Origin of the sequence: Achromobacter sp. Marseille-Q4962, from assembly GCF_943737005.1 — a bacterium.
Taxonomy (GTDB): domain Bacteria; phylum Pseudomonadota; class Gammaproteobacteria; order Burkholderiales; family Burkholderiaceae_B; genus Achromobacter.
The window spans coordinates 1-24,232 of the sequence record NZ_CALSFU010000040.1 but is presented as its reverse complement, the minus strand read 5'-3'; the positions used below and the strand labels follow the sequence as shown (position 1 = coordinate 24,232).

The following is a 24,232-nucleotide window of genomic DNA, read 5'->3' as shown; positions in this document are numbered from 1 at the left end:
GCTCGGGTCCATCGGGTATATTCCTCCTGCGCAGGCTGAAGAACGCTATCTCCGTACCAACTCTGACTCTGTGCCGATGAACGCTGTACTTTAACCAAACAGCCTCCTCGATTCCCGGGGCAATTCAGGGGAAATCTTGAAGATTTCGTTCAGTTCCTCTTGAGAGAAAGGCGTCTTAGCTTCCATGCAGCCCTCCCTCTAAGGTTGACAGCAGACCGTCCATCGTCTCCCGCAATGCGATCGAGCTTTGCTGCCAGTTCGCAATAGCCTGTTTGAAGGTGACTGTTTCGGTCACTCCGTTGCCATTGCCGTTTCCGTTGTCTGCCCGAACGTAGAGCGGGATGCTGAGGTTGCTGCCTTTCTCCCGGACCTCGTCATTGCTGACCACCCGAGCAAAGCCGTCCTCGTCACCGAAAGCCTGGTAGGCGGCGACAATGCGCTGGATGTGATCTTCGGTGAGGAAGCTCTGTGCCCGCTCGCGGGTCACCTCGTTCACTGCGTTGATGAAGAGCACCTTATTCCTGCGCTCCTTGGGTTTGTTCATCTGGCAAATGACGACGCAGGCTTCCATGGGCGAGTTGTAAAAGAGATTGGGACCGAGGCCCAGCACACACTCCACCACGTCGTGGGCGACCAGCTTCTCGCGCATGGCCGATTCTTCGTTGCGGAAGAGGACGCCATGTGGAAACAGGATGGCGCAGCGGCCGCTCTTGGCCTTCATGCTCTTGATGATGTGCTGCCAGAAGGCATAGTCGGCGCGGCCCTGGGGTGGCGTGCCGTAGATGTTTCGGCCCCATGGATCGGCGGACCATGCATCGCGGTCCCACTGTTTGATGGAGTACGGAGGATTGGCCAGGACCACATCGAACTGCATGAGCCGGTCGCCTTCGACAAAGGCGGGATTGGCCAGGGTGTCGCCCCGGACAATGCGGAAGTCCTCGATGCCGTGCAGGAACAGGTTCATCCGGCCGATGGCCGAGGTGAGCAGGTTGCGCTCCTGGCCGAACAGCCGCAGGTTTCGCCACTCCTTGTTCTGCCGCTTCAGATGGGTGACGGCGGAGAGCAGCATGCCCGCCGAACCGCAGGTGGGGTCATAGATCGACTCACCCGGTTTGGGTTCGAGCATCTCGGTCATCAGATGGACCACGGTGCGGTTGGTGTAGAACTCAGCAGCGGTGTGGCCGGAATCGTCGGCGAACTTCTTGATCAGAAATTCGTAGCCCACCCCCAGCTCATCCTCCGGGCAGTTAGCGAGTGAAAGCGTCTGCGAGCTGAAATGCTCGATCAACTCGCGCAGCATGCGGTCCGGTAGGCGGTCCTTGTTGGTCCACTGGGCGTCACCGAAGACCCCGTACAGAGTGTCGGGATTGACCGTCTCAATGGCCCGCAAGGCATCCTGAATGGCCTTGCCCACGTTCTTAACCTTAGTGCGGGTAGCCTTCCAGTGAGCGTCTTCCGGAATCTGGAAGCGGTGCTGCTCGGGAAGCGCGGCGTATTCCTGATCGCCGCCGGACTCCTCCAGCGCATCGGCCAGCTCCTCGTCATAGACGTCGCACAGGCGCTTGTAGAACAGCAGCGGGAAGATGAACTGCTTGTAGTCTCCGGCGTCGATGTAGCCGCGCAGCAAGGTGGCCGCGCCCCAGAGGTAGGATTCGAGTTCCGATTGGGAAATGTGTTTGCTTTTCTTCATCGCGCTACCACTTCCCATTCAGAAATGTCCGTTGGAATATCGACGCCATCCAGGGAGTCCCAGTCGTAATCGCCGGTCGCCTGCATGTAGACGTCATCGGCGGCCGCCATGGCCGAGTGATAAGAGCCGAGCAGGTCATCCTTGAACCAAAGCCCCCAGCGACCGCTGGCTTGCGGTTTGATGAGGAAGCAACCGATGGGTGATCTGTACTGGTAAATCTTCACAGCAGACCCTCCCGGAGCAGCAGACCCTTCAAGCGATCCTCGGCCGCATACGCTGCCTGCAGCGATTCCTTGAGGTTGGCGATGGCCTGATCGATGGTCATGGATTCTTCCTCAATCACCGGTTCCACGTAGCGGGGGATGTTCAGGTTGAAATCGTTCTCGCGGATCTCGTCGAGCGTGACCACCCGGCAGATCCCTTCCACATCCTGATAGCCCTCGTACCAGCGATGGATGTTGTCCACGTGTTCCGGCAGCAACTCGTTCTGGGCGCGGCCGGTCTTGAACTCCTTGGAGGCGTCGATGAACAGCACCTTCTGGCGGTGGGCTTTGGGCTTGCTGTCCCGGAAGACCAGAACGCACGGCGCGAGACCGGTGCCATAGAAAATGTTCTGACCGAGGCCGATCACCGCTTCGAGCATGTCCATCTCCAGCAGCTTGCGCCGGATCTCGCCTTCCTTGGACATGCGGAACAGCACGCCATGGGGAAGCACCACGGCCATGCGGCCGGTCTTGCGGGCCATGGATTTGATCATGTGCTGAACCCAGGCGAAGTCGCCGGACTTGGCTGGCGGCAGTCCGGCAAAGTTCCGGCCGTAGGGATCATTGATCCAGACATCGTCCCCCCACTTTTCCAGGGAGAAGGGAGGATTGGCGATGACGCAGTCAAAGGTGGCGAGGCTGTCGCCTGAATAAAAGGCGGGCAAGCGCAGGGTGTCGCCGCGTTCGATATGGAAATCTTCCGCGCCGTGGAGAAAGAGGTTCATCCGGGCGATGGAGGATGTGGTCAGGTTCTTTTCCTGGCCGTAGAGCTTGCCCAGCATGAGGTTCTCGTCGCCGCCATGCTCTTTGACATGGTGCAACGCTTCGAGGAGCATGCCGCCGGTCCCGCAGGCCGGGTCATAGATGGTTTCCCCGGCCTTGGGCGCAAGGATGCGAACCATCAGCGCGACCACGGAGCGTGGGGTATAGAATTCACCGGCCTTCTTGTTGGTCAGGTCGGCAAATTTCTTGATCAGGTATTCATAGGCCTGGCCGAGAATGTCCGCCTTACAATGCTCGTTGCCCAGGTTGAGCGACGAGAAGTGTTCGATCAGGTCCTTGAGCAGCGCGTCCGAAAGGCGGTCCTTATTGGTCCACTGAGCGTCGCCGAAGATGCCGTGCAGGGTGTCCGGGTTGGCCTGCTCGATACAGCGCATCGCCTTCTGGAGCGCATGGCCGATATTGGCGCTCTTGGCCCGGACATCTTTCCAGTGGCAGCCTTCCGGAACCTGGAACCGGTGGTTCTCGGGGAACTGGGCAAATTCCACGTCGCCGTCGGACTCTTCCAGTGCCACGGCATATTCCTCGTCATAGACGTCGGAAAGCCGCTTGAAGAACAGCAGCGGAAAGATGTAGGTCTTGAAATCGGCCGCGTCGACAGGACCACGCAGGATATTGGCCGCCTCCCAGAGATGCCCGGAGAGGGTCCCGATATCCAGATCGACTGAATTGTTATTTCCGTTCTTCCTGCTCATTCAGCTTGATCCTGTCTGCTCTTGTCCGCCGCGCCGCCAGCCTTCACCCACTCGTCGATCTCGTCTTTCTTGAACTTCCAAAGACGGCCCATGCGATGGGCGGGCATCGCATGCTTGTCGATCCAGCGGTAAACGGTGTCACTGCTGACACCGAGGTACTTGCCTATCTCGTCTACTGATAACCAGCGGTCTTCCATCTCGGCCATTTCTCTAGCTCCTCATGGGCGATTGGTTTTCTTGCCACGCCAGAGGCGGTAACGGGGATGCTGGGCGCAGCTTCCCCAACTTAAAACATCCTCTAATATATTTAGGCAGGGGCCGATTGTCAAACGCTTTCGTCCGGATAAGGCCGCAAAAGTCGGCTCACGGGCGTAACCACTGGCCGCTGGCTACTCTCTCCGCGTATGGAGGGCATGACATCCAGTAGGTCCAGGCTGGAATCGAGGTGCGCCCGCACAGCACCGCCACCATCACCCGCTGATACATGCTATGTCCGCCGGGCCGGAAGCCTTCCAGCCGGTCGATGGGCGGCAGGTCGCGCTGCGGGTCGGTGAAGGTCACCAGCTCTCCATGGATCAAATCCCAATCTCCGGTCGGGCGACCGAAGCGAGGCGTGCCGATCTTCTGCTGCCTGCGGGCGTCGGCCAGTGGATCGGCGGAGCCCCGGCCCAGGATCAGACCTTCCGGCACTTCGAGGGCCGGAAAACCGGCGTGGAGATGGTAAAGCCTGCCCCAGACCACGGCCGGTTCGATGCTGCGGGCCTGGGCGCAGAAGCGTTGATGATTCCAGTAGCCCCTTTTCAGGGTGCCGTAGACGAAGAGCCGGAGGATGGTCTCGGGACTGTCTTCCGGGTTTGTGTTCAGCTTCGCGGTGTCTCCAATGTTCATGCATTCACTCCTTCGGGCAGTGTCCCTTTACGCTCCTGGGGTATGAAGCGGAATTCGCTGTTTTCGATGGCCCGCACATCCTCGTGGCGGATGGTGAGCATGGTCATGGGCGGCACCTCCAGCTCGCGCCAGCCCTTCTCGTTGTCCACGGCAAAGTCGATGAAAGCGGCCTCCGAGGCGTAGAGCACCACCCGGTGCTGGCGGTGGATGCGCAGGCAAAGCGGCTTGTTGCCCTTGAGCACGGTGATGGTGCCGGGGTCGAGCCGCGAGGCCAGCACGGTGATGGTGCCGGGGTCGAGCCGCGAGGCCAGCACGGCGCTCATCTGGCCGCGACAGAGGGCAAGCGCCTTTTTCAGGCCGTCCTGATCGATGGGGCCTTCGGGCGCGAAGCGGTCGGCCAGACGGAAGATCAGCTCGCTGTCCACCTCGGCGTAGCGCGGCAGACCGAGACGGCGGAACAGATAATCGGCGTTGTAGATGGTGCCGTTGTGGGTGCCGATGACGATCCCGGCCCGGATGGGATGATTGTTGCGGTTGTTGAACTCATTGCCCCGGGTGCGCCAGCGGGTATGCCCCATGAGAACGGTGGTCTCGTTGTCGACCTGCCCGAGCAGCTCCTGGAACGGCTTCTCGTAGACCAGCTCGTGCGCCCGCATCGGCCGCTTGAAGATGCGGTGGCTGCCATCGGTTTTGAGCCAGGCCAGACCGGAGGCGTGAGGGCCGCGCTCCTCGCTGTGCAGCAGCATGCGGATGAAGAGCTCGCGCAGGTAATCCCGCTCGTCCGGCCGTCTGCGCTGCGGCCGAAGATGATGCCTACTTGTCCGCACATGGAGCCGGGTCCTCCTTGCCGCCGAAGTTCTTGCCGAGCGGTCTCGTCCCTTCGAGAACGAAGGCTGCGTATTCTCGCCGGTGGTCAGCCAGCCACTCGGCCGCCTCCGGGTAACCCATCTCGGCGGTCAACCGGGTCACCTCCGGGTGATCGAGCATGTTGGTGCGCCCGGAGAGCCGCACCGTCTCCAAGGCTTCGAGGAAGCGTTCCGGCCAGGGATCGCTGGTCTTGTCGTCGGGCAGGAACTCGATCAGGCCGTGCCGGGCCAGACGGGTGAGAAACTCGGCCGCCGCAGCGGCGGCGTCATCCGGCAATGGCTGGATCGGCCCGCCTTCGATGCCGGAGAGCACCTCGGTCATGTAGTCCCGGGGCGGTCGGCTGGCGGTGAACGGCGTCTGGCCGCGCATCAGCTCGATAACTTCGAGGCAGTCGGCGGCCTGCAGGGTTTCCCCACTGCCGGGGATCGGTTCGCCGTCCAACGTGGTGGAGCGGATCAAAATCTTCATGGGGCACCTCCTTAAACAGTGAGGCCGGGAACTTGCCCGGCCTCGTTGGTGAGAGTGGTGGTTTCGGGTTCATCCGGAAGGACGTCCTCCGGTTTGGGCCGTCCGTTCTTGAAGGCGGCGTCGCCGGGCATGTTGGCCATCAGATGCTTGCGGGCGGTCTTGAACTCATCACCGATCAGGCCGAGGTGGAGCAGGAATACCCGGAAGTCGTACTTGGCGCTCTGAGGATCGAAGTCCCGCTTGCGGCTGGAGGCGGCCCGGCCATTGAGCGCCTTGGCGGCGACGGCGAGGCAGAACTGCAGGTAGGCCTTGATCCGCCCCGCGTGGAGGGTCGCCTCGAACCAGCGGAACTCCACCGTGCCCCGGTACCAGACGTTGTGCAGGTTGACCCCGGGGGGATTCAATGAGGGATAAGATAATGCAGATCGTACCAAGCCGGAGGCCATATCTAGCTCCAGCCCATTGAATTCCTTGGCGCTGAACCTGTAGCTTTGCTAAATGACAGCTTTGCAGCTTCTGCCTGAATGTCGGCTCAGGGTTGCGGATTCAACCGGTGATGCGATACGTACTCTGGGAGGACAAAGAACGACGTTCCGACGCCCCGCATATCCCTGCGAAACGTAGCGTCCTCTTTCGCAAACGTTTCCCATCAGTGGGTGCCCCCTGCATATCATTGGGACAGCAGCCGCTACGACAGTAAAGAGATGGCATTGAGCTTGCCAGAACATACAAAATATTGTATAAATCTCGCATGCCGCCATCCAAGCCTGTCGAGTTCCTCGGAACCTCACTTGATGATCTTCGTGCCTTCCCGCCCTCTGCCAAGCGCGAAGCGGGTTACCAGATCGATCAGGTGCAAAACGGTTGGGAGCCGGACGACTGGAAGCCTATGAAAGCAGTGGGCCAAGGTGTCAAAGAAATCCGCGTTCACGATAGTGAGGGCGCTTTCAGGGTCATCTACATCGCCAAGTTCGCCGATGCCGTCTATGTGATCCACTGCTTTCAGAAAAAGACGCAGAAAACCAACAAGGCGGATATAGATCTGGCCTCGAAACGTTATCGAGACCTATTGCAGGAACTAAGCAAATGAGCAACCAACGATTTGCCAGCATCTGGGATGCCATCGAAGACACTCAGGAAGTCGCGGAAAACATGAAGCTTCGTTCAACCCTGATGACGGCGCTTAGGCACCACATAGTCCACGCCAAGATGAGTCAAGCCGAAGCCGCCAAGATTTTTGGCGTGACCCAGCCCCGCGTCTCTGACCTGATGCGTGGAAAAATCAATGTTTTTGGTCTTGATGCACTGGTCAATATGGCCGCTGCCGCTGGACTGCACATTGAGATGCGCGTACTTGAGCCTGCCTAGGGCTGGGCCCAGGGTTTCGAGTCAGAAAATTTGGAATAAAAGCCTGCAAAACCGCATGAAATCGACACGTTTTTAACATTTTTTGGAATGCGATTTGGCTGGAAACCCGCATAAACATTGACTTCGATACCGTTCCTGTCACGCCGGGGGTCGCGGGTTCGAGCCCCGTCCGCTCCGCCAAGCTTTCCCGCCGTCCGGCCCGCCGGACACCGGAACGCACGAAACCCGACGCAAGGCTCCGTTATTTCACGGAGCCTTTTGTTTTGGCCTTGCGTTTTGATCTTTCGTTTTCCAGGCCGGGCGCCGGTCGCGCCGGCGTCCATCGGGGGCATCGTCCTTTTTGGCCACTGGACAGTCCCGCCGCCCGCCTGCATTCTTGATGCCGTTGCCCATCCGACCGAACGAGGGGTCAGTGACCGCATCTCCCGCCGCGCCGCAGGCGCATCGCCAGCACTTGCAGCACATCATCGCCGGTTTGAGCGAGGGCATCATCGTGCTGGAGCCGGATGGCGCGGTGGCATGGGCCAATGCCAGCGCGCTCGCGCTGCATGCCGTGACCAAGCCCGCGGACCTGGGCGGCACGCCGGCGGGCTACCGCAAGCGCTATGCGCTGAAATACCGCAACCGCCATGCCGTGCCGCCCCGACAGTATCCGCTGGACCGCCTGGCCGCGGGCCAGTCGTTCGAGGATGTGCTGTTCGAGCTGCATGCGCGGAACAACCCCGGCCAGGTCCGCTACGTGGCCGCGCGCGGCCTCAGCCTGAACGGCGAGTCCGGCGCCGAGTACCGGGTGCTGATCCTCACCGACCATACCGAACGCTTCGACGCCGAACAGCGCTTCGAGCGCACGTTCGCCGCCAATCCGGCCCCTGCCCTGATCTGCCGGCTGTCCGACCTGCGCTACGTGAAGGTGAACGCGGGTTTCCTGGAAATGACGGGCTACACCCGCGAGGCCGTGCTGGGGCGGTCCACCTATGAGCTCGACGTGCTGGACGGCGACCCCGACAAGGAAGCCGCGGTGGCCCTGCTCAACGAAGGCAAGACCATTTCGCAGCGCGAAGGCGTGATCCGGCTGCCCGACGGCTCCGGCAAGTTCGTGGTGGTGGCGGGCCAGCCCATCGACATGCACGGCGAACCCTGCATGCTCTTCACTTTCATCGACCTGGAAGCGCGCAAGCGCACCGAGCTTGCGCTGCGCGAAAGCGAAGAACGCTTTTCCACCGCTTTTCGCCTGGCGCCGGCTCCCATGGCCTTGTGCGAAGCCGAAACCCTGTCGGTGCTGGAGTCCAACGACGCCTTCGCGGCCGCCACCGGCGCCGATGCCGCCCGCTCCGCCGGCCAGCCCCTGCCCGCCCTGGGCGCACACCTTACCGAGGACGTGCTTGCCAGCCTCAAGAACGGAGAGAGCCTGCGCAATCGCGACATGGCGCTCGCCACCCCCGACGGCGAGGTGCTGGATTGCCTGCTGTCGGCCGAACCCGTCACCATCGGCGGCTCGCGCCGGATGCTGATCGTGATGCAGGACATCACGGAGCGCAAACGCTCGGAATCGGAGCTGCTGGCGGCCATCGAGGCCGTGATGCGCGACACGTCCTGGTTCAGCCGCGGCGTCATCGAGAAGCTGGCGCAGTTGCGCCAGCCCTCGCCCTCGCGCGACGTCGCCGAGCTCGCGCAGCTCACGCAGCGCGAGCGCGAAGTGCTGGGGCTGATCTGCCAGGGCCAGGACGACGACGCCATCGCCCGCGCGCTGGATCTCTCGCGCAACACCGTGCGCAACCACGTGGCCACCATCTACAGCAAGATCGGCGTGCACCGCCGCAGCGCGGCCATTGTGTGGGCGCGCGACCGCGGCATTACCGGCCGCGAGACGCCGCGCCCCCGCCGCAAGCCCGCCCCATCCTGATGTTTACAATTTGAATCAAAATAATCCGCCTCCGCGATCGCCGGAGATGACGCCGGATTGACGATCCAGCAACCCCAAATCGCCGATAACTCCAGCCATATTTCACCATTTACACGTTAATTCACATTCAACTCACGGACTTGCATCCGGCGAACCGGCCTTCTTACGATCCGCCCGTCATGCCGCCCCTGCCGGGGCGTGCGCGACCCGACCGCAAGGAGCCCGTTCATGCATATCGCCCACGTTTCCATGCCTTCCCCCAGCCCCCGGCAGCCCGAGATGGCCTGGAGCACGCAAGACATCCTGAAGCTTTACGAACTGCCGTTCATGGACTTGCTGTTCCGTGCGCAGGAAGTCCACCGGTCGAATTTCGAGCCCAACACCGTCCAGCTTTCCAGCCTGCTGTCGATCAAGACCGGCGGCTGCCCGGAAGACTGCGCCTACTGCCCGCAGTCGGCCCGCTACGACACGGGCGTGGACGCGGAAAAGCTGATGCCGCTGGACGAAGTGGTGGCCGCGGCCCGGGCGGCGCAGGCCGCCGGCGCGCAGCGCTTCTGCATGGGCGCGGCCTGGCGCAGCCCCAAGCCGCACCATCTGGAAGCCGTCGCGGAAATGGTGAGCGCCGTAAAGGCGCTGGGCCTGGAAACCTGCGTCACGCTGGGCATGCTGCGCGAAGGACAGGCGGAAGCGCTGAAGCAGGCGGGCCTGGACTACTACAACCACAACCTGGACACCTCGCCGGAGTTCTACGGCAACATCATCTCCACCCGCACCTACCAGGACCGCCTGGACACGCTGGAGCGCGTGCGCGAGGCCGGCATCCACGTCTGCTGCGGCGGCATCGTGGGCATGGGCGAGTCGCGCCGCGAGCGCGCCGGCCTGATCGCCCAGCTCGCCAGCATGGACCCCTACCCCGAATCGGTGCCGATCAACAACCTGGTGCAGGTCGAGGGCACGCCGCTGGCGGGCACGGAGCCGCTGGACCCGTTCGAATTCGTGCGCACCATAGCGGTGGCGCGCATCGCCATGCCGCGCGCCATGGTGCGTCTGTCGGCCGGCCGCGAGGCCATGGACGACAGTATGCAGGCCCTTTGCTTCATGGCCGGCGCCAACTCGATGTTCTATGGCGACGCGCTGCTGACCACCGCCAACCCGCAGGTCGAAGCCGACCAGCGCCTGCTGGCGCGGCTGGGCATGCGCGCCGACGCGGGCGGCGGCCAGTCCTGCGAACGCAACGCCTGATGCCCGGCGCCGGCATGCTCTACCTGGCGGCCAGCGTGGCGTGCAGCGTCACCGTGGCCGCCATGCTGAAGCTGGCGCGCCGCTGGGACGTGGACGTGCGCCAGGCGATACTGGCGAACTACGCGGCGGCCTCGCTGCTGTGCGTGCTGGCGCTGCGGCCCGACACGGCGCGATTGCTGGCGCCGCGCACGCCCTGGGCCGTGCTGGCCGGCCTGGGCGTACTGCTGCCCTCGGTGTTTCTCGCCATGGCGGCCTCGGTGCGCCATGCGGGCGTGGTTCGCAGCGACGCGGCCCAGCGTCTCTCGCTGTTCATTCCGCTGCTGGCGGCATTCCTGCTCTTCGGCGAAACGCCCAGCGGCCGCAAGCTCGCCGCCATCGGCGTTGCCTGCGCAGCCCTGTACTGCCTGCTGCGCCGCCCGCGCGGCGGGCGCGGCGAGGCCGAAGGGCGCGCGGCCTGGCTCTGGCCGCTGGCGGTGTGGGCCGGCTACGGCACGATCGACATTCTGTTCAAGCAGGTGGCGCGGGCGGGCACCGCGTTCGCCGGCGCGCTGCTGAGCGCCTTCGCCATGGCGGGCGTGCTCATGCTGCTCTGGCTGCTCGCGCGCAAGACGGACTGGAACCGCCGCAGCCTGCTCGTCGGCCTCGCGCTGGGGCTGGCGAACTTCGGCAACATCCTCGCCTACATCCGCGCGCACCAGGCCCTGCCGGACCACCCCTCGCTGGTGTTCGCCTCCATGAACCTCGGCGTGATCACGCTGGGCACGCTGGTGGGCGCGCTGGGCTTTCGCGAGCGGCTGAGCGGGCTCAACCTGGCCGGCATCGGCCTGGCGCTGGGCGGCGTCGCGCTGATGGCCTCGGCCTGAGCCGCGCCGAAGCGCGCACCGAAAAGGGCGCCGCTTCCCGCTAGGTGCCGGTGCGCCTGGAACGCTCCCCTTCGAGACCGGGCGCGGCCGGCTCAGGCGCGGCCGGCTCGTCCGCCGCCATCGGCGGTCCGGCCGGTGGCGGTCCGGCCGGTGGCGGTTCGGCCGGTGGCGGTTCGGCCCCGGGCGCCACCGCGTCGGCCGGAAAGGCGGGTTCCGGCGGCCCGGCGGCGGGTTCGGAAACATGCTCGGCCCCGGGCTCGCCGGCCGGCGGCGCGGGCGCGGCCGAGGGATCGGGCTGCACCATTTCGATGGCGATGTCGGTTTCGGGATCCACGCGCGGATCCAGCACCGCCGCCGCCGGCGAGCTTTGCAGCGTGTCGGGCATGGGCACGAAATGCACCGGCGCTTCCTGCACCTGGTGCGCGCCGGTGACGCGGGTGGGCCGCACCTGCCACACCAGGATCAGCGCGCAGGCGGAAATGAAGACGTAGTACATGCTGTGGCCCGCCACGGCCATGAGCATGCCGGCGATCATGGGGCCGACACAGGCGCCCACGCCATAGGTCATGAGCAGCACGGCGGACAGGCTCACGCGGCGCTCGGATTCGACGTGGTCGTTGGCGAAGGCCGCACCCAGCGGATACAGGGTGAACTGCAGCACCCCGAACACGCAGGACATGAGCACCAGCGCCCAGAAGGGCAGCGACACCCAGCCCCACATGACCACGGGCAGCAGCATGAGCAGCAGCGCGTTGAAGCGGATCAGGCCGGCGCGGTTGATGCGGTCGGACAGCCAGCCCATGGGCCATTGCGACAGCAGCCCGGCCGTGACGGCGGCGGCCACGAAAACGGCCGCCTGGGCGGTAGTCATGCCGTCCTTGGCGCCGTAGACCGCCGCCAGGCCGTAGAACGCGCCGGACAGATTGCCCGCCACGAACAGCACCGTCATCGACAGCGGCACGCGCTGCATGAAGAAGCGCACGTCCAGCGGCGCCGGCAGCGGCGTGGGCGGGTGCGAGCGCGCGGTGACGGCAATGGGCACCAGGCAAAGCACCAGGCACATCGCCACCAGCGTCAGCGGCCGCAGATCCAGCGTGGCGTAGGCCGTGAGGGCGAGCTGGCCCAGCACGGTGCCCAGGCCCGACACCACCATGTACACGGAAAACACGCGGCCGCGCTGGTGGTTTTCGGTCTGCTCGTTGAGCCAGCTCTCGATGACCATGAACTCGGTGACCATGGCCACGCCGGACACCACGCGGAACACCAGCCACAGCGGCAGGGAATCGACCAGGGTCTGCGCCAGGATCATGCTGGTGGCCACCGCCGCGCAGGCCACGAAAGCGCGGATGTGGCCCACGCGGATGATGAGCCGGTGCCCGAGCCGCGCGCCGCACACCAGCCCGAGGTAATAGCCGGCGATGAGGGCGCCGATCCAGATTTCGCTGACCGATTGCGCGGTCAGGCGCAGGCCCATGTAGGTATTGAACAGGCCGGTGCCGATCAGCATCAGCAGCGTCGCGAAATAGAGCGACGAGAAAGAGGAAATGGTGGCGAGCATGGCGTCGGGCAACCGCCGCCGCCCCGGCTGGCCGCGCTGGGCCGCGCCGGAACGGCGGTAAAGCGGGTTACGGCATCATCAGAGTTGCGACAGCAGGGTGGCGGCGTCGCTCACTTCGAACTTGCCGGGCGCCTCGATGTTGAGCTGCTTGACTACGCCGTCGACGATGAGGGCGGAATAGCGCTGCGAGCGCACGCCCATGCCGCGCTGGACCAGGTCCAGCTCCAGGCCCAGGGCGCGGGTCCAGAGCGCCGAGCCGTCGGCCAGCATGCGCACCTTGCCCGCCGTGCCCTGCTCCCGGCCCCATGCGCCCATGACGAAAGCGTCGTTGACGGCCACGCACCAGATTTCATCGACGCCCTTGGCCTTGAGCGCGGCGGCCTGTTCGACGTAGCCGGGCAGGTGCTTGGCCGAGCAGGTGGGCGTGAACGCGCCCGGCACCGCGAACAGCGCGATGGTCTTGCCGCGCACGAGGTCGGACACCTGGAAGGCGTTGGGCCCCAGCGAGCAGCCGGCGGTTTCGGTTTCGATGAATTCGGTCAGGGTGCCGTCGGGCACCCGGTCGCCGACTTTGATCGTCATGGATATCTCCAGGAAGGGTTTGGGGGCAAAGCAGAGGGGCGCCGCGCGCCCCGCAGGCTCCATCATAGTTCGTGCGCGGCGGGCATGCAGGCAGGACGGGGCGGGAAATGAACCCCAACAGTCTGAAACGACTCCACACCCCCTCCTTACGGCCCCGAAACGCCGGCTTGCCATAATGGACCGCGTGTCCAAGCCCGACGCGGGCCTGCCCGGCGGGCGCATCGCGGAGACCCACTCATGCGCAACATCCCCGATCCCGTGACCTGGGCGCTGGCCGCCCTGCTGGCGTGGCCGGGACTGGCCGCCGCCGACGATTCCGACCAGACCCAGTTCGAGTCCTTCGTCGTGGCGGCCGGCGCCTCCAATGGCGCGGCCCGCGCCTGCGGCGCCTCCGAGCCCGACCTGGCCGAGCACCAGGCCACCGCGCGGCGCAACCTGCAGCGCTACGCCCAGGAATACAGTCTGCGCGCCGACGGCTACGACGCCCTGTTCCGCCAGGGGCAGGGCCAGGGCAAGGCCATGATGGACGAGATGAAGCAGTCTGGCGTGGACGGCTGCCGCGGCGTGCTGGGCAGCTTCCAGCACGAGCGCGCCATCAGCTACGAAGACATGAAGGCGGCGCTCGCCGAAGTGAGCGATGGCCTGCCCGGCGAGAAAGCGCCCTGACCGGCGGCGCCCGGCCTGCGCCCCCCCGGGGCGGGCCGCCCCGCGGATGGCCGCCCCGCGGATAGCCGCCCCGCGGATGGCCGCCCCGCAAATCCTACAGCCCGTGCTGGTGGAACCAGTCCAGCATGCGCTGCCATGCCTGTTCGGCCTCGGCCTTGCGGTAGCTGGGCCGGTAGTCCGCGTGGAAAGCATGCGGAGCCTCGGGGTAGATGTCGATGCGCGAAGCCTTCGCCGGCGCCGGCCCCTGCGCGAGCGCCACGCGCATGCGGTCCACGTCGGCCAGGGGAATGCCGGCGTCCTTGCCGCCATAGGCGCCCAGCACGGGCGCCTTCAGTTCGCCCACGCTGGCCAGCACCGAACGGGGCTTGAGCTCGCTGGGCTCTCCGCCCAACTGGCCGTACCAGGCGGCCCCCGCCGCCAGCTTGGGATTGTGGGCCGCGTACAGCCACACCTGCCGGCCGCCCCAGCAGAATCCCACAATGCCCAGCCGCGCCGCATCGCCGCCATGCCCGCCCGCCCAGGCCGCCGCGGCGTCCAGGTCCGACATGACCTGGGCGTCGGGCACCTTGGACACCACTTCGGAAATGAGCCTGGCCGTTTCGGTGTACTGGGACGCGTCGCCCTGGCGCACGAACAGTTCCGGGGCGATGGCCAGGTAGCCCAGGTGCGCGAACCGGCGGCAGATGTCCTCGATGTACGCGTGCACGCCGAAGATCTCCGACACCACCAGGATGATGGGCAGGTTCTTTTTGCCTTCGGGCGCGGCGCGGTAGGCCGGCAGCTTGCCGCCGGAAACCGGGATGTCCACCCGGCCGGCCAGCAGCCCCTGGGCATCGGTGACGATGGCCGTCTCGGCGGCCACGGGACCGGCGGCCAGGGCGAATCCCGTGGCCACCGTGGAAGCGATGAAGCCGCGCCGGTTCAGTTTCAGCGGCGGCAGCAAGCTGTCGAAGTGCGAATCCTGCTCTTTCATGCGAGTCTCCTGGACATAAAAGCGGAGGCCCCGCGCCGGGTTGCCTCTTGCCCCCGCTCAGTTCACTTCAGGGAAAAATCCACGCGCGAAGGCTGGCCGCCGTCCTTGATGCCGTCGGCGTTCAGCTGCGGCGCCACGATGAATATGCGCTCGGCCAGCCCCTCGTGCCGCTGCAGCTTTTCGTACACCGCCTGCGCGCGCGCGTCGGCGAGCTGGCGCAACTGCTCGTCGCCCACCTGCGCCGCATTGCGCAGCAGCGCCTCCATCTGGTCGGCCGGAATCGACTTGGCCATGCCGATGAAATTGCGCGGCTTGTCTTCGATGTCGGTGTCGTCGTAGACCTCTTCGAGGTACTTTTCGCGCTCGGCCGGCGACACCTCGACCTTGGACGGATCGGGCTTCTTGCCGCGCGGCGCGACGTCGCGGGCCTTGGCGGCGCGGATCTGCGCCTCCACCCAGGCCTGGCGCAGCCCGGCATCGTCGGCGGCGGGGTCCGCGCGGCCGCTGATGTCCATCTTGAGCCCCGGCCGGTCGGCCAGCGCCTTGCCCAGGGTTTCGATGCGTTCGAGCGATTCCGGCGTAAGCGCGGCGCTGCCCGGCGCGAATTCCACATACGATAGTTCTTCGTCGCTGCCGAAGGCCGAGGCCAGCAGGCTGAAGGGCGAGGTGACGGCCTTGACCAGCAGGTTGCCCAGCACGCGCAGGATGATGCCGCCCACCGAGAACTGCGGATCGTCCAGCGAGCCGGAGATGGGCAGGTTGATGTCGATGTTGCCGCGCGAGTCCTTGAGCAGCGCCACCGCCAGCAGCACCGGCAGCTTGGTGGCGTCGGGACTGTTGGTCTTGTCGCCGAACGTGAGCTGGTTGAGCACCACGTGGTTGGACGCGGTGAGGTCGCGGTTCTTGATCTTGTATTCGAGATCCACCGAAAGCTTGCCGCGCTTGATCGGATAGCCCACGTACTTGGCCGAATACGTAGTGAACCGAGGCAGGTCCACGCCCTTGGCGGAGGCTTTGAGGTCCAGCGCGAGGAACTTGGCGAAGGGCTGCACGACCCCGCTGATGGAAAGCGGCGCCGTGGTGTATACGCGGCCCGTCACCTGCACCTTGGCCGGCTGCGGACGCATGGACGACACCGCCGATATCGAACCCTCCACGCTGGACAGCTCGGCCACGTAGTTCGGCTTGACGAAGCGGTCGGTGAAGGTCATGCGGCCGCGCGTGAGCTTGACGCTGTTGACGGAAATGTCCGGCAGCGCGCCGCTGCCGCGCTCCGGGGCGCCGGCGCGCCGGCCGCGGGTCTGCGTGTCCTGCGTGATGGAGCCGCCCGCCTGGCCCGGCTCGGCCACGAGGTCCATGACGTTCAGCCGGCCTTCGGCGTTGAGCAGCACCCGGCCGTAGAAGTCCTCCAGCGCCACGTCGCCCAGCGCCACGGCCAGCTTGTCGCCCGCCATGGACACGTCCATGCCGGCAAAGCCCAGCCGCTTCCAGTTGAGGAAATCGTCCTTGTTCACGCGGTCTTGCAGGTCCACGTCGGTAACGTCCACGCCGCCTTTCCAGGACGCCTTCATGGGCGAGCCGCCGCCGGCGGCGAAGGCCGCCTCGCCCTTGGCGCCCAGCGTGACGGATCGCACCGTGGCGTTCAGGCTGGACGCCGCATAGGGCGCGAAAGCCGCCACGTCGAGGCCGGCGAGGTCCACCGAGGTCTGCACCGCCAGCGGCTGGGGCGTGAGCGTGCCCTTGAGCGCCAGCCTGCCCTCGCCCTGGATGCCCGTGGCCGACGCCGTGAAGGGCGTGGGCTGCGAATCGAGGGCGAGGCGGTCGGCCGCCACGTGGAGCTGCGCCAGCGACAGGTCCAGCGCCGGCTGGAGCGATTCGTCGCGCGCCTTGAAACTGGCCAGATCGAGCTGCGCGCCGGTGGCGGATACGGCGACCTTGCCCGCTTCCTGGCGCACGCGCACCTGGGCCGCCAGGCCCAGGCGGCCGTCCTGCACCAGCAGCGGCGACACGCTGCGCACCGCCGGGGCCAGCGGCGCCAGGGCCACATTGCCCATGCGCAGGTTCAGGTCCAGCGCCAGCGGCTGCAGCACCAGCGGACCCTTGGCGCGCAGCCAGCCGCCGTCGGCGGCGTTGTCCATGGTGACCCAGAGATTGACCGGCTCGTCCGCGGCCTGCGGCAGCGCGACGGCCTCGGCCGTGGCGCCCAGGCCGGACAGCGTGTAGTCGAGCTTGCTGGCGGCGTCGGTAATGGCGACCAGCCCCTCGTGCAGGTTGAACGCGTCCAGCGCCACCTTCCAGGCGCCGGGCTCGGCGGAAGCCGCGTCGGGCGGCGAGGCCGGCTCGCCAGACGGGACGGACGAGGCCGGGGCGGCCCCGCCTGGCTGCGCGGCAGGCGGCTGCGCGCCGGCCGGGGCGTCCGCGGGCGGGGCGCTCTGCGTCGCCTGCGCGGCCTGCTCATGCGCGGCCTGGGCCGGCGGCCGGGGCGGGCTCGCGGCCCCGCCCAGCGCCTTGAGCTTGTCGGCGACCTCTTGCCAGTTCAGGCGCTGCTGCGCATCGCGCCGGGCATAGACTTCGGGCGCCCAGAGCGCGATCTCGCCCACGTGGACCGTGCGCGCGATGGGCTCGAGTTCCAGCCGGCTGACCGTCAGCGCGCTCCAGGCCGCCAGCGGCTGGCCGGAGAGGTCGCGCAGATCGAAGCGCCGCAGGCCCAGGTCGCCGGCGATGCGGATCTTGGGCGGGGCGTCCTTGGGCTGCTCGAACACGATGCGCAGGTTGGAATCCAGCAGCGCGCGCTGCAGGCGGAACGGCAGCGGCAGCGGCCATGCGTCGGCCCATTTTTCGAGCTGCAGGCCGGTGAAGGCCACGCGCAGGGACGACGAGGGCACGACGTCGAAGGGCCGGGCCACGCCGTCCAGGTCGAAGGGGCTGCCGTTGATGCGCAGGTGCAGGCGCGGCTGCACGTCGATGTCGGTGGCGTAGCCGAAAGTGGAGATGAAGGGCACGCCCAGGGCCAGCTCGTCCACCACCTGCTTGCGGCCGGTGACTTTGTCGTCCAACGTGATCGCACCGCCCTCGATGCGCATGTTGTTCAGCGAAAAGCGCGGCAGGCCCTCGTCCTTGGGCGGCGGCTCGCCGGGCCTGGGCGCGGAAAGCTCGGCCACGCGCTGCTGCACGTCGGAGAAGTTGAACCGCGCCACATCCTCGCGCACCACGGCGATGCGGGGCTCGCGCAGGGTAAGGCGGTCGATCACGGGCGCGAACCAGAACAGCGAACTCCAGGCCGCGCTGACGTCCAGTTCGGACAGCGCCAGCAGCGGCGCGTCCGCCCCCGGCTGCGCCACCGAGAGATCGTGCGCGCGCACGGTGAGCGTGAAGGGGTTGAAGCTGATCTTGCCCACCGCCACATCGCGCCCCAGCATGCGCGAAACGTCCTGCGTGAGCACGTCGTGCAGCACGCGCGGCACCTGCCAGGCAGCCAGCCCGCAGACGACGAGCACGAATATCAGTATCCCCAGGAGAACCTTGCCGGCTCGGCGCGTGAATCGGAACCTTGGCAGCCTCAGGGGCATCGATGATCTCCTGGTACATCCACGGGCGCAGCGCCCGTGGCCTGTTGACGACCGGAGGCGATTATCGCGCCGCCTCCACAGCTCGTCTATGATAGGCGCATCCGCGGCGCCGGCCGATCTGGCGGCGCAGCACTTTTCATTCGTTAACAAATACTCGACCCCGAACGCCATGAGCACGACCGCCCCCACGCTGAGCCACCTGGACGAATCGGGCCAGGTGCGCATGGTCGACGTCATCGCCAAGGCCGACACCGAGCGGGTGGCCGTCGCGGCGGGCAGCGTCCGCATGAACGCCCAGGCCTATGCGCTGCTGACGGCGCCCGGCCGCGGCAAGGGAGAGGTGCTCAACACGGCGCGCGTGGCGGCCATCCTGGCGGCCAAGCGCTGCGCCGAGCTGATTCCGCTGTGCCACAGCCTGCCCCTGTCTTTCGTGGGCGTGGAGTTCTCCCTCGACGACGGCGCCTGCCGCGTGGACATCCGGGCCACCTGCCGCACCAGCTACAAAACCGGCGTCGAAATGGAAGCCATGACGGCCTGCAGCGTGGCGGCGCTCACCATCTACGACATGGTCAAGGCGGCCGACAAGGGCATCGTGATCGAGCAGGTACGCCTGAAGTACAAGGCGGGAGGAAAAAGCGGTGAGTGGCGCAACGATTAATCTGCTGTATTTCGCGCGGGTGGCCGAACTGACGGGCAAGCGCTCCGAGCCCTGGCCCCTGCAGGGCGAATCCACCGGCGCGCAACTGCTGGCCGAGCTGGGCGAGCGTTATCCGCAGCTGCAGCCCAGCGCGCGGCTGAAACTGGCCATCAACCAGACGCACGCCAAGCCCGGCGCGGCCATCCGGCCGGGCGACGAGGTCGCGGTGTTCGAGCCGGTCACCGGAGGCTGACATGGTCATCGTCCAGGAAGCCGATTTCGACGCCGCCGCCCTGGCGGCGGGCCTGCGCGAACGCGCCGGCCCGACCGTGGGCGGCATCGTCACGTTCGTGGGCTATGTGCGCGACTACGCGCCCGACACGCCCACCGAGACCCTGTTCCTCGAACACTACCCGGGCATGTGCGAGCGCGAGCTCGAGGACATCGCCGCCACGGCCCGCGCGCGCTGGAACCTGGCGGGCACGGTCATCGCGCACCGCGTGGGCGCGCTGCCGCGCAACGCGCAGATCGTCTTCGTGGCCGCGGCCAGCGCCCACCGCGGCGACGCCTTCCGCGGCTGCGAATACATCATCGACGCGCTCAAGACGCGCGCGCCCTTCTGGAAGCGCGAGACGCTGGCGGGCGGGCGCAGCTTCTGGGTCGAGCAGCGCCAGTCCGACCTGGACCGGGCCGGCTCCTGGGCCGACGCCCCCGCCTCCAAGGAATCCACGCCATGACCGCCGCGCGGCAGCCCGTGACGCTTGCGCCGGCGGCGCCCGCATCGACGCCCGCCCGGGCAAAGGACTCCCCATGACCGAAGAAGAACCGCAAGTCTGCCTGGCCTGCGCCGTGCTCACCGTGAGCGACACCCGCAGCGCCGGCGACGACACCTCCGGCAACCTGCTCGCGCACCACGTGGCGCACGCCGGCCACCGCTGCGTGCGGCGCGACATCGTCAAGGACGACATCTACCAGATCCGGCGCGTCGTCAGCGACTGGATCGCCGACCCCGAGGTGCAGGTCATCATCACCACGGGCGGCACGGGCTTTTCGCATCGCGATCACACGCCCGAGGCCATCCTGCCCCTGCTCGACCGCGAGATTCCCGGCTTCGGCGAACTGTTCCGCCACATCTCTTACACCGAGATCGGCAGCTCCACGCTGCAGTCGCGCGCAGTGGCGGGTTACGCCAACGGCACGCTGGTCTTCTGCCTGCCCGGATCCAACAACGCCTGCGAAACCGCATGGACGCGCATCATCCGCGAGCAGCTCGACAGCCGCCACCGCCCGTGCAATTTCGCCACGCATTTCAAGCCCCACGACAACGACTGACCCCATGCTGGATTTCGACCAAGCCCAGGCGCAGCTGGCCCAAGCCGGCGCGCCGCCCGCCCGCACCGAAGAGGTCGCCCTGCACGAGGCCGAAGGCCGTGTGCTGGCCGATGCGCTGCAGGCCACCGTGGACATTCCCCCGGCCGACAACAGCGCCATGGACGGCTACGCGCTGCGCGTGGCCGACTGGCGCGCGGGCGCCCGCCTGCCGGTGCAGCAGCGCTGCTACGCGGGCGACACGCCCGAGCCGCTCAAGCCCGGCCAGGCCATCCGGCTCTTCACCGGCAGCCTCATTCCCGAAGGCGCGGACGCCGTCGTCATGCAGGAAGACGCCCAGGAAAGCGACGGCCACGTCGAAATCTCGCGCGCACCGGCCCCTGGCCAGCACATCCGCCGCCGCGGCGAAGACACCCTGGCCGGCGCCCCGCTGCTGCCGGCGGGCACGCGGCTGGAGGCGGCCCACATCGCGCTGCTGGCGTCTCAGGGGCTGGCCCGCCTGCGCGTGCGCGGCCGGCTGCGCGTGGGCATCCTGACCACCGGCGACGAGCTCGTCGCGCCCGGCTCGCCGCGCGCGCCGGAGCAGATCTACAACTCCAACGGCCCCATGCTGGCCGCGCTGGTGCGCGGCATGGGCGCGGACCCGACGCACGTGCTGCATGCCCGCGACACCGAGGCCGAGCTGCAGGCGGCGCTGCGCATGCTGCTGGCCGACTGCGACCTGGTGCTCAGCGTGGGCGGGGTGTCGGTGGGCGAGCGCGACCTGGTCAAGCCGGCGCTGGCCGCCCTGGGCGGCGAGCTCTCGCTCTGGAAGGTGCGCATGAAGCCGGGCAAGCCCGTGGCGCTGGCGCAGATCGGCGGCAAGCCCGTGGTCTGCCTGCCCGGCAACCCGGTTTCGGCCTATGCCGTCTACACCCTGCTCGTCTCGCCGCTGGTGCGCCGCATGCAGGGACGCGCCACGGTTTTCCCGCCGGTCAGCCGCCTGCCGCTGCGCACCGGCCGCACGCGCCAGGACAGCCGCGAGGAATTCCTGCGCGTGCAGCGCCAGCCCGGCGCCGCGGGCGCGGACGAACTGGTGCCCTACGCCAACCAGGGCTCGGGCGTCATCAGCTCGCTGCCCTGGGCCACCGGCCTGGCGCGCCTGCCCGCCGACGTGCCCGTCACGGACGGCGCGGTGGTCGGATACTACGACCTGCGCCACTGGCTGGCGTAGCGCTCGGCCAGGGCCAGGTCCTCGGGGGTGTTGACGTTCATGAAGGCGGGCTCGCCGTCGGCGAACGGCACCCGCGCCGCGCCGGCCCGGTCCTGCCACAGCCCCACGCGGCGCTCGCCGCTTTCCAGGAAAGCCCGCAGCGCGGGCAGCAGCGACACCCGCAGCGCCATGCAGGCGGGATGGCGCCGCCCCTGCGCCACGGCGCAGGCGAGCGGCGCGCCGGCCGACCGCGCGCCGGCGATCAGCCGGCCGGCCAGATCGGCGGGCAGGAAAGGCGTGTCGCACGGCGCGCACACCAGCCACTGCGCGCCGCCGGCCGCGGCCAGCCCGGCCGCCAGCCCCGCGAGCGGCCCCTGCCACTCGCCCAGTGCCCCGACCTCGTCCGCCACCACCTCGCCATAGCGCGCATAGGCCTGGGCGTGGCGGTTGGCGCTGACGATAATGCGCCCCACCTGCGGCGCGAGCTGGCGCGCGACGTGCGCGACCAGCGGCTCGCCGGCCAGCTCGACCAGGCCCTTGTCGCGCCCCTGCATGCGCGAGCCCTGGCCGCCGGCCAGGATCAGGCCGGCGATGCCGGCCCGCGCGGGCGGCGCCGGGGCGTCATCCACCGATGTAGCTCATCTCGATCTTGCGCGCCGAGGCGGCCGTCTCGCGGCCGCGCGCCTCGGAGTAGTGGTCGTCGCGCCCGCTCCAGATGCCGGCCAGCATGGCCGCCAGCTCGTCGTCGGTGGCGCCGTCGCGCAGCGGCGCGCGCAGATCGTGCCCTTCATGGGCGAACAGACAGAGGAACAGCCTGCCCTCGGGCGACAGGCGCGCGCGCGTACAGCCGCCGCAAAACGCATGCGTCACGCTGGAGATCACGCCGATCTCGCCGCCGCCGTCCGCATAGCGCCAGCGCTCGGCCACGCGGCCCATGGCGTCGGAGGAAAGCGGCTCGAGCGGGAACTCGCTGGCGATGCGCGCCAGCACTTCCTGGCTGGGCACCACCTCGCCGAGGTTCCAGCCGTTGGTGCTGCCCACGTCCATGAACTCGATGAAGCGCAGGATGTGGCCCGTGCCGCGGAACCGCCGCGCCATGGGCAGGATCTGCCCATCGTTCAGGCCGCGCCTGACCACCATGTTGACCTTGACCGGGGCCAGCCCCGCCTCGGCGGCCGCGTCGATGCCGCGCAGCACGTCGTCGGGCGTGAAGCCGCTGTCGCTCATGCTCTGGAACATGGCCGGATCGAGCGCATCGAGGCTGACGGTGACGCGCGTGAGGCCGGCCTGCTTGAGCGCAACCGCCTTGCGCGCCAGCGCGCTGCCGTTGGTGGTAAGCGTGAGCTCCAGCGGACGGCCCGCGGGCGTGCGCAGCTCGGCCAGCAGCGCCACCAGGTTCTCCAGGTGCTTGCGCAGCAGCGGCTCGCCGCCCGTGAGCCGGATTTTCTCGACGCCCAGGCGCGCGAACACGCCCGCCAGCTTCGCGATTTCCTCGAACGAAAGCAGCGCGGAATGCGGCATGAAGGTGTAGTCGCTGTCGAAGACCTCGCGCGGCATGCAGTAGGTGCAACGGAAGTTGCAGCGATCCGTCACCGAAATGCGCAGATCGCGCAGCGGGCGGGCGCGCCGGTCCAGGGCCGGCTGTCCCGGCGGCGGCGGCTCGGCCGACGCGGGCCGCCGGCCCGCGCGCCCGTCGGCGAGGAAAATCACTTTGCTCATGACGGCATCATATCCCGGCCGGCGCCCGGCGGGCGTGGTATATAGCGGAGAACGACGATCCGGCGCAAACCGCCCCCTCTTTTCCCATGTCCACGCCCGACTCCCTGCCCGCCGACCACGTCCGCCTCCCCGTCATCCGGCTGCGCGAGGGCGCCGCCGAGGGCGGGCGCGCCGAAGACGCCGTGGCCGAGGAAACCCCCGTGGCGCTGGAATACAACGGCATCAGCCACGCCACCATGCTGGCCACGCCCGCAGACCTGGAAGATTTCGCGCTGGGCTTTTCGCTCTCGGAAGGCATCATCGACCGCCCGGGCGACGTGCGCGGCATCGACGTGGCGCCGCAGTGCGGCGGCGTGGTGGTGCAGGTGGAGATTTCCAGCGCCTGCGAAATGCGCCTGAAGGCGCGCCGCCGCGCCATGGCGGGCCGCACCGGCTGCGGCCTGTGCGGCGTGGAGACCCTGCCCGAAGTGCTGCGCCCGGTCGCCCCCGTGCCGGAGGCGCCGCCCATACCCGTATCCGCCGTGCTGCGGGCCATGCGCGACCTGCGCGCCAGCCAGCGCCTGCACGCGCTCACCGGCGCCACCCATGCCGCCGCCTGGGCCGCGCCGGACGGCCGCCTGGCGCTGCTGCGCGAAGACGTGGGGCGGCACAATGCGCTGGACAAACTGGTCGGCGCGCTGGCCCGCCAGGGCCGCGCCGCCGCCGACGGCATGGTGCTGGTTTCCAGCCGCGCCAGTTTCGAAATGGTGCAGAAGACCGCCGCCGCCGGCGCGGGCGTGCTGGCGGCCGTGTCCGCGCCCACCGCGCTGGCCGTCCGGCTGGCCGGAACCGCCGGCATCGCCCTGCTGGGCTTCGCCCGCGGGGACAGCGCCACGCTCTATACCCACCCGGAACGGCTGGTCGCCTGACGGCCGGGCCGCGGCGAAGCTGCTACAGTGGCGGGCGCCCCTCTTTTTCCCGGTTTCATGAGCCCGCCATCC

Annotated in this window: 26 protein-coding genes; 12 read left to right on the top strand and 14 right to left on the bottom strand. The window is 67.6% G+C overall.

Annotated elements, in window-relative coordinates:
- Positions 1-175: 175 nt before the first annotated feature.
- The 8 genes from NGJ44_RS21795 to NGJ44_RS21760 all read right to left on the bottom strand — a co-directional run bounded on the left by NGJ44_RS21795 (position 176) and on the right by NGJ44_RS21760 (position 6,097).
- A complete protein-coding gene (locus NGJ44_RS21795) occupies positions 176-1,690 on the bottom strand; it encodes a type I restriction-modification system subunit M (RefSeq protein WP_251865765.1) in 1,515 nt (504 codons plus the stop codon).
- Entirely contained in the window at positions 1,687-1,914 is a 228-nt protein-coding gene (locus NGJ44_RS21790) for a hypothetical protein (RefSeq protein ID WP_251865764.1), read from the bottom strand. Before NGJ44_RS21790 ends, NGJ44_RS21795 begins: the two co-directional genes overlap by 4 nt.
- Positions 1,911-3,428 (bottom strand): type I restriction-modification system subunit M, encoded by a 1,518-nt coding sequence (locus NGJ44_RS21785; RefSeq protein ID WP_092193054.1) that lies wholly within the window; start codon positions 3,426-3,428, stop codon positions 1,911-1,913. Before NGJ44_RS21785 ends, NGJ44_RS21790 begins: the two co-directional genes overlap by 4 nt.
- Complete coding sequence (locus NGJ44_RS21780) at positions 3,425-3,634, bottom strand: helix-turn-helix domain-containing protein (RefSeq protein ID WP_251865763.1); 210 nt, start codon at positions 3,632-3,634, stop codon at positions 3,425-3,427. Before NGJ44_RS21780 ends, NGJ44_RS21785 begins: the two co-directional genes overlap by 4 nt.
- 157 nt (positions 3,635-3,791) lie before the next feature.
- Positions 3,792-4,316, bottom strand: coding sequence for a gamma-glutamylcyclotransferase family protein (locus NGJ44_RS21775; RefSeq protein ID WP_251865762.1), 525 nt, complete (start codon positions 4,314-4,316; stop codon positions 3,792-3,794).
- Positions 4,313-5,062, bottom strand: a complete 750-nt coding sequence (locus NGJ44_RS21770) for a class II glutamine amidotransferase domain-containing protein (protein ID WP_251865761.1) — start codon at positions 5,060-5,062, stop codon at positions 4,313-4,315. Before NGJ44_RS21770 ends, NGJ44_RS21775 begins: the two co-directional genes overlap by 4 nt.
- Before the next feature lie 67 nt (positions 5,063-5,129).
- On the bottom strand, positions 5,130-5,651 hold the full coding sequence (locus NGJ44_RS21765; RefSeq protein ID WP_251865760.1) for a DUF5049 domain-containing protein: 522 nt from the start codon (positions 5,649-5,651) through the stop codon (positions 5,130-5,132).
- An 11-nt stretch (positions 5,652-5,662) separates the two neighbouring features.
- Positions 5,663-6,097, bottom strand: a complete 435-nt coding sequence (locus NGJ44_RS21760; protein WP_251865759.1) for an amidoligase family protein — start codon at positions 6,095-6,097, stop codon at positions 5,663-5,665.
- Between the two features lie 305 nt (positions 6,098-6,402).
- Here NGJ44_RS21760 and NGJ44_RS21755 point away from each other — a divergent pair, with 305 nt between their 5' ends.
- The 5 genes from NGJ44_RS21755 to NGJ44_RS21735 all read left to right on the top strand — a co-directional run bounded on the left by NGJ44_RS21755 (position 6,403) and on the right by NGJ44_RS21735 (position 11,027).
- Complete coding sequence (locus NGJ44_RS21755; protein ID WP_185779413.1) at positions 6,403-6,741, top strand: type II toxin-antitoxin system RelE/ParE family toxin; 339 nt, start codon at positions 6,403-6,405, stop codon at positions 6,739-6,741.
- Positions 6,738-7,019 (top strand): helix-turn-helix domain-containing protein, encoded by a 282-nt coding sequence (locus NGJ44_RS21750; protein WP_053244314.1) that lies wholly within the window; start codon positions 6,738-6,740, stop codon positions 7,017-7,019. Before NGJ44_RS21755 ends, NGJ44_RS21750 begins: the two co-directional genes overlap by 4 nt.
- Positions 7,020-7,431: 412 nt before the next feature.
- Positions 7,432-8,922: a helix-turn-helix transcriptional regulator gene (locus NGJ44_RS21745; RefSeq protein WP_053244313.1), complete on the top strand. Its 1,491-nt coding sequence runs from the start codon at positions 7,432-7,434 to the stop codon at positions 8,920-8,922.
- 249 nt (positions 8,923-9,171) lie between these two features.
- Positions 9,172-10,164, top strand: coding sequence for a biotin synthase BioB (gene bioB / locus NGJ44_RS21740; RefSeq protein WP_369798691.1), 993 nt, complete (start codon positions 9,172-9,174; stop codon positions 10,162-10,164).
- Positions 10,164-11,027, top strand: coding sequence for an EamA family transporter (locus tag NGJ44_RS21735; protein ID WP_251865758.1), 864 nt, complete (start codon positions 10,164-10,166; stop codon positions 11,025-11,027). Before bioB ends, NGJ44_RS21735 begins: the two co-directional genes overlap by 1 nt.
- Before the next feature lie 40 nt (positions 11,028-11,067).
- Here the strand turns inward: NGJ44_RS21735 and NGJ44_RS21730 are convergent, their stop codons facing one another.
- Together NGJ44_RS21730 and NGJ44_RS21725 are read right to left on the bottom strand one after the other, a co-directional pair.
- Positions 11,068-12,585: an MFS transporter gene (locus NGJ44_RS21730; protein ID WP_251865757.1), complete on the bottom strand. Its 1,518-nt coding sequence runs from the start codon at positions 12,583-12,585 to the stop codon at positions 11,068-11,070.
- A 78-nt stretch (positions 12,586-12,663) separates the two neighbouring features.
- Positions 12,664-13,167, bottom strand: coding sequence for a peroxiredoxin (locus tag NGJ44_RS21725; RefSeq protein WP_251865756.1), 504 nt, complete (start codon positions 13,165-13,167; stop codon positions 12,664-12,666).
- 237 nt (positions 13,168-13,404) lie between these two features.
- Between NGJ44_RS21725 and NGJ44_RS21720 the strand changes: the two genes are divergently transcribed.
- Positions 13,405-13,833 carry a hypothetical protein gene (locus NGJ44_RS21720; protein WP_053245174.1) on the top strand — a complete coding sequence of 143 codons (429 nt, stop codon included), beginning with the start codon at positions 13,405-13,407 and terminating at the stop codon, positions 13,831-13,833.
- Between the two features lie 94 nt (positions 13,834-13,927).
- Here the strand turns inward: NGJ44_RS21720 and NGJ44_RS21715 are convergent, their stop codons facing one another.
- Complete coding sequence (locus NGJ44_RS21715; protein ID WP_053245173.1) at positions 13,928-14,806, bottom strand: dienelactone hydrolase family protein; 879 nt, start codon at positions 14,804-14,806, stop codon at positions 13,928-13,930.
- 62 nt (positions 14,807-14,868) lie between these two features.
- Positions 14,869-18,375, bottom strand: a complete 3,507-nt coding sequence (locus NGJ44_RS21710; RefSeq protein ID WP_251865755.1) for a DUF748 domain-containing protein — start codon at positions 18,373-18,375, stop codon at positions 14,869-14,871.
- A 169-nt stretch (positions 18,376-18,544) separates the two neighbouring features.
- On the opposite strand from NGJ44_RS21710, the gene moaC reads away from it, so the two are divergent.
- From moaC to NGJ44_RS21685, 5 genes are all read left to right on the top strand, one after another.
- Positions 18,545-19,033 carry a cyclic pyranopterin monophosphate synthase MoaC gene (gene moaC / locus NGJ44_RS21705; protein WP_053245178.1) on the top strand — a complete coding sequence of 163 codons (489 nt, stop codon included), beginning with the start codon at positions 18,545-18,547 and terminating at the stop codon, positions 19,031-19,033.
- Positions 19,014-19,265 carry a MoaD/ThiS family protein gene (locus NGJ44_RS21700; protein ID WP_053245171.1) on the top strand — a complete coding sequence of 84 codons (252 nt, stop codon included), beginning with the start codon at positions 19,014-19,016 and terminating at the stop codon, positions 19,263-19,265. The genes moaC and NGJ44_RS21700 overlap by 20 nt, the downstream gene beginning before the upstream one ends.
- 1 nt (position 19,266) lies before the next feature.
- Positions 19,267-19,749, top strand: coding sequence for a molybdenum cofactor biosynthesis protein MoaE (locus tag NGJ44_RS21695; protein ID WP_251865754.1), 483 nt, complete (start codon positions 19,267-19,269; stop codon positions 19,747-19,749).
- 73 nt (positions 19,750-19,822) lie between these two features.
- Complete coding sequence (gene moaB / locus NGJ44_RS21690; protein ID WP_251865752.1) at positions 19,823-20,344, top strand: molybdenum cofactor biosynthesis protein B; 522 nt, start codon at positions 19,823-19,825, stop codon at positions 20,342-20,344.
- A 4-nt stretch (positions 20,345-20,348) separates the two neighbouring features.
- Positions 20,349-21,554 (top strand): molybdopterin molybdotransferase MoeA, encoded by a 1,206-nt coding sequence (locus NGJ44_RS21685; protein ID WP_251865750.1) that lies wholly within the window; start codon positions 20,349-20,351, stop codon positions 21,552-21,554.
- Here the strand turns inward: NGJ44_RS21685 and mobA are convergent.
- Positions 21,527-22,087 (bottom strand): molybdenum cofactor guanylyltransferase MobA, encoded by a 561-nt coding sequence (gene mobA / locus NGJ44_RS21680; protein ID WP_251865766.1) that lies wholly within the window; start codon positions 22,085-22,087, stop codon positions 21,527-21,529. The genes NGJ44_RS21685 and mobA overlap by 28 nt on opposite strands.
- A 67-nt stretch (positions 22,088-22,154) precedes the next feature.
- On the bottom strand, positions 22,155-23,252 hold the full coding sequence (gene moaA / locus NGJ44_RS21675; RefSeq protein ID WP_251865748.1) for a GTP 3',8-cyclase MoaA: 1,098 nt from the start codon (positions 23,250-23,252) through the stop codon (positions 22,155-22,157).
- Positions 23,253-23,338: 86 nt separating this feature from the next.
- On the opposite strand from moaA, the gene fdhD reads away from it, so the two are divergent.
- On the top strand, positions 23,339-24,160 hold the full coding sequence (gene fdhD, locus NGJ44_RS21670; protein ID WP_251865746.1) for a formate dehydrogenase accessory sulfurtransferase FdhD: 822 nt from the start codon (positions 23,339-23,341) through the stop codon (positions 24,158-24,160).
- The last annotated feature ends 72 nt before the right edge of the window (positions 24,161-24,232 follow it).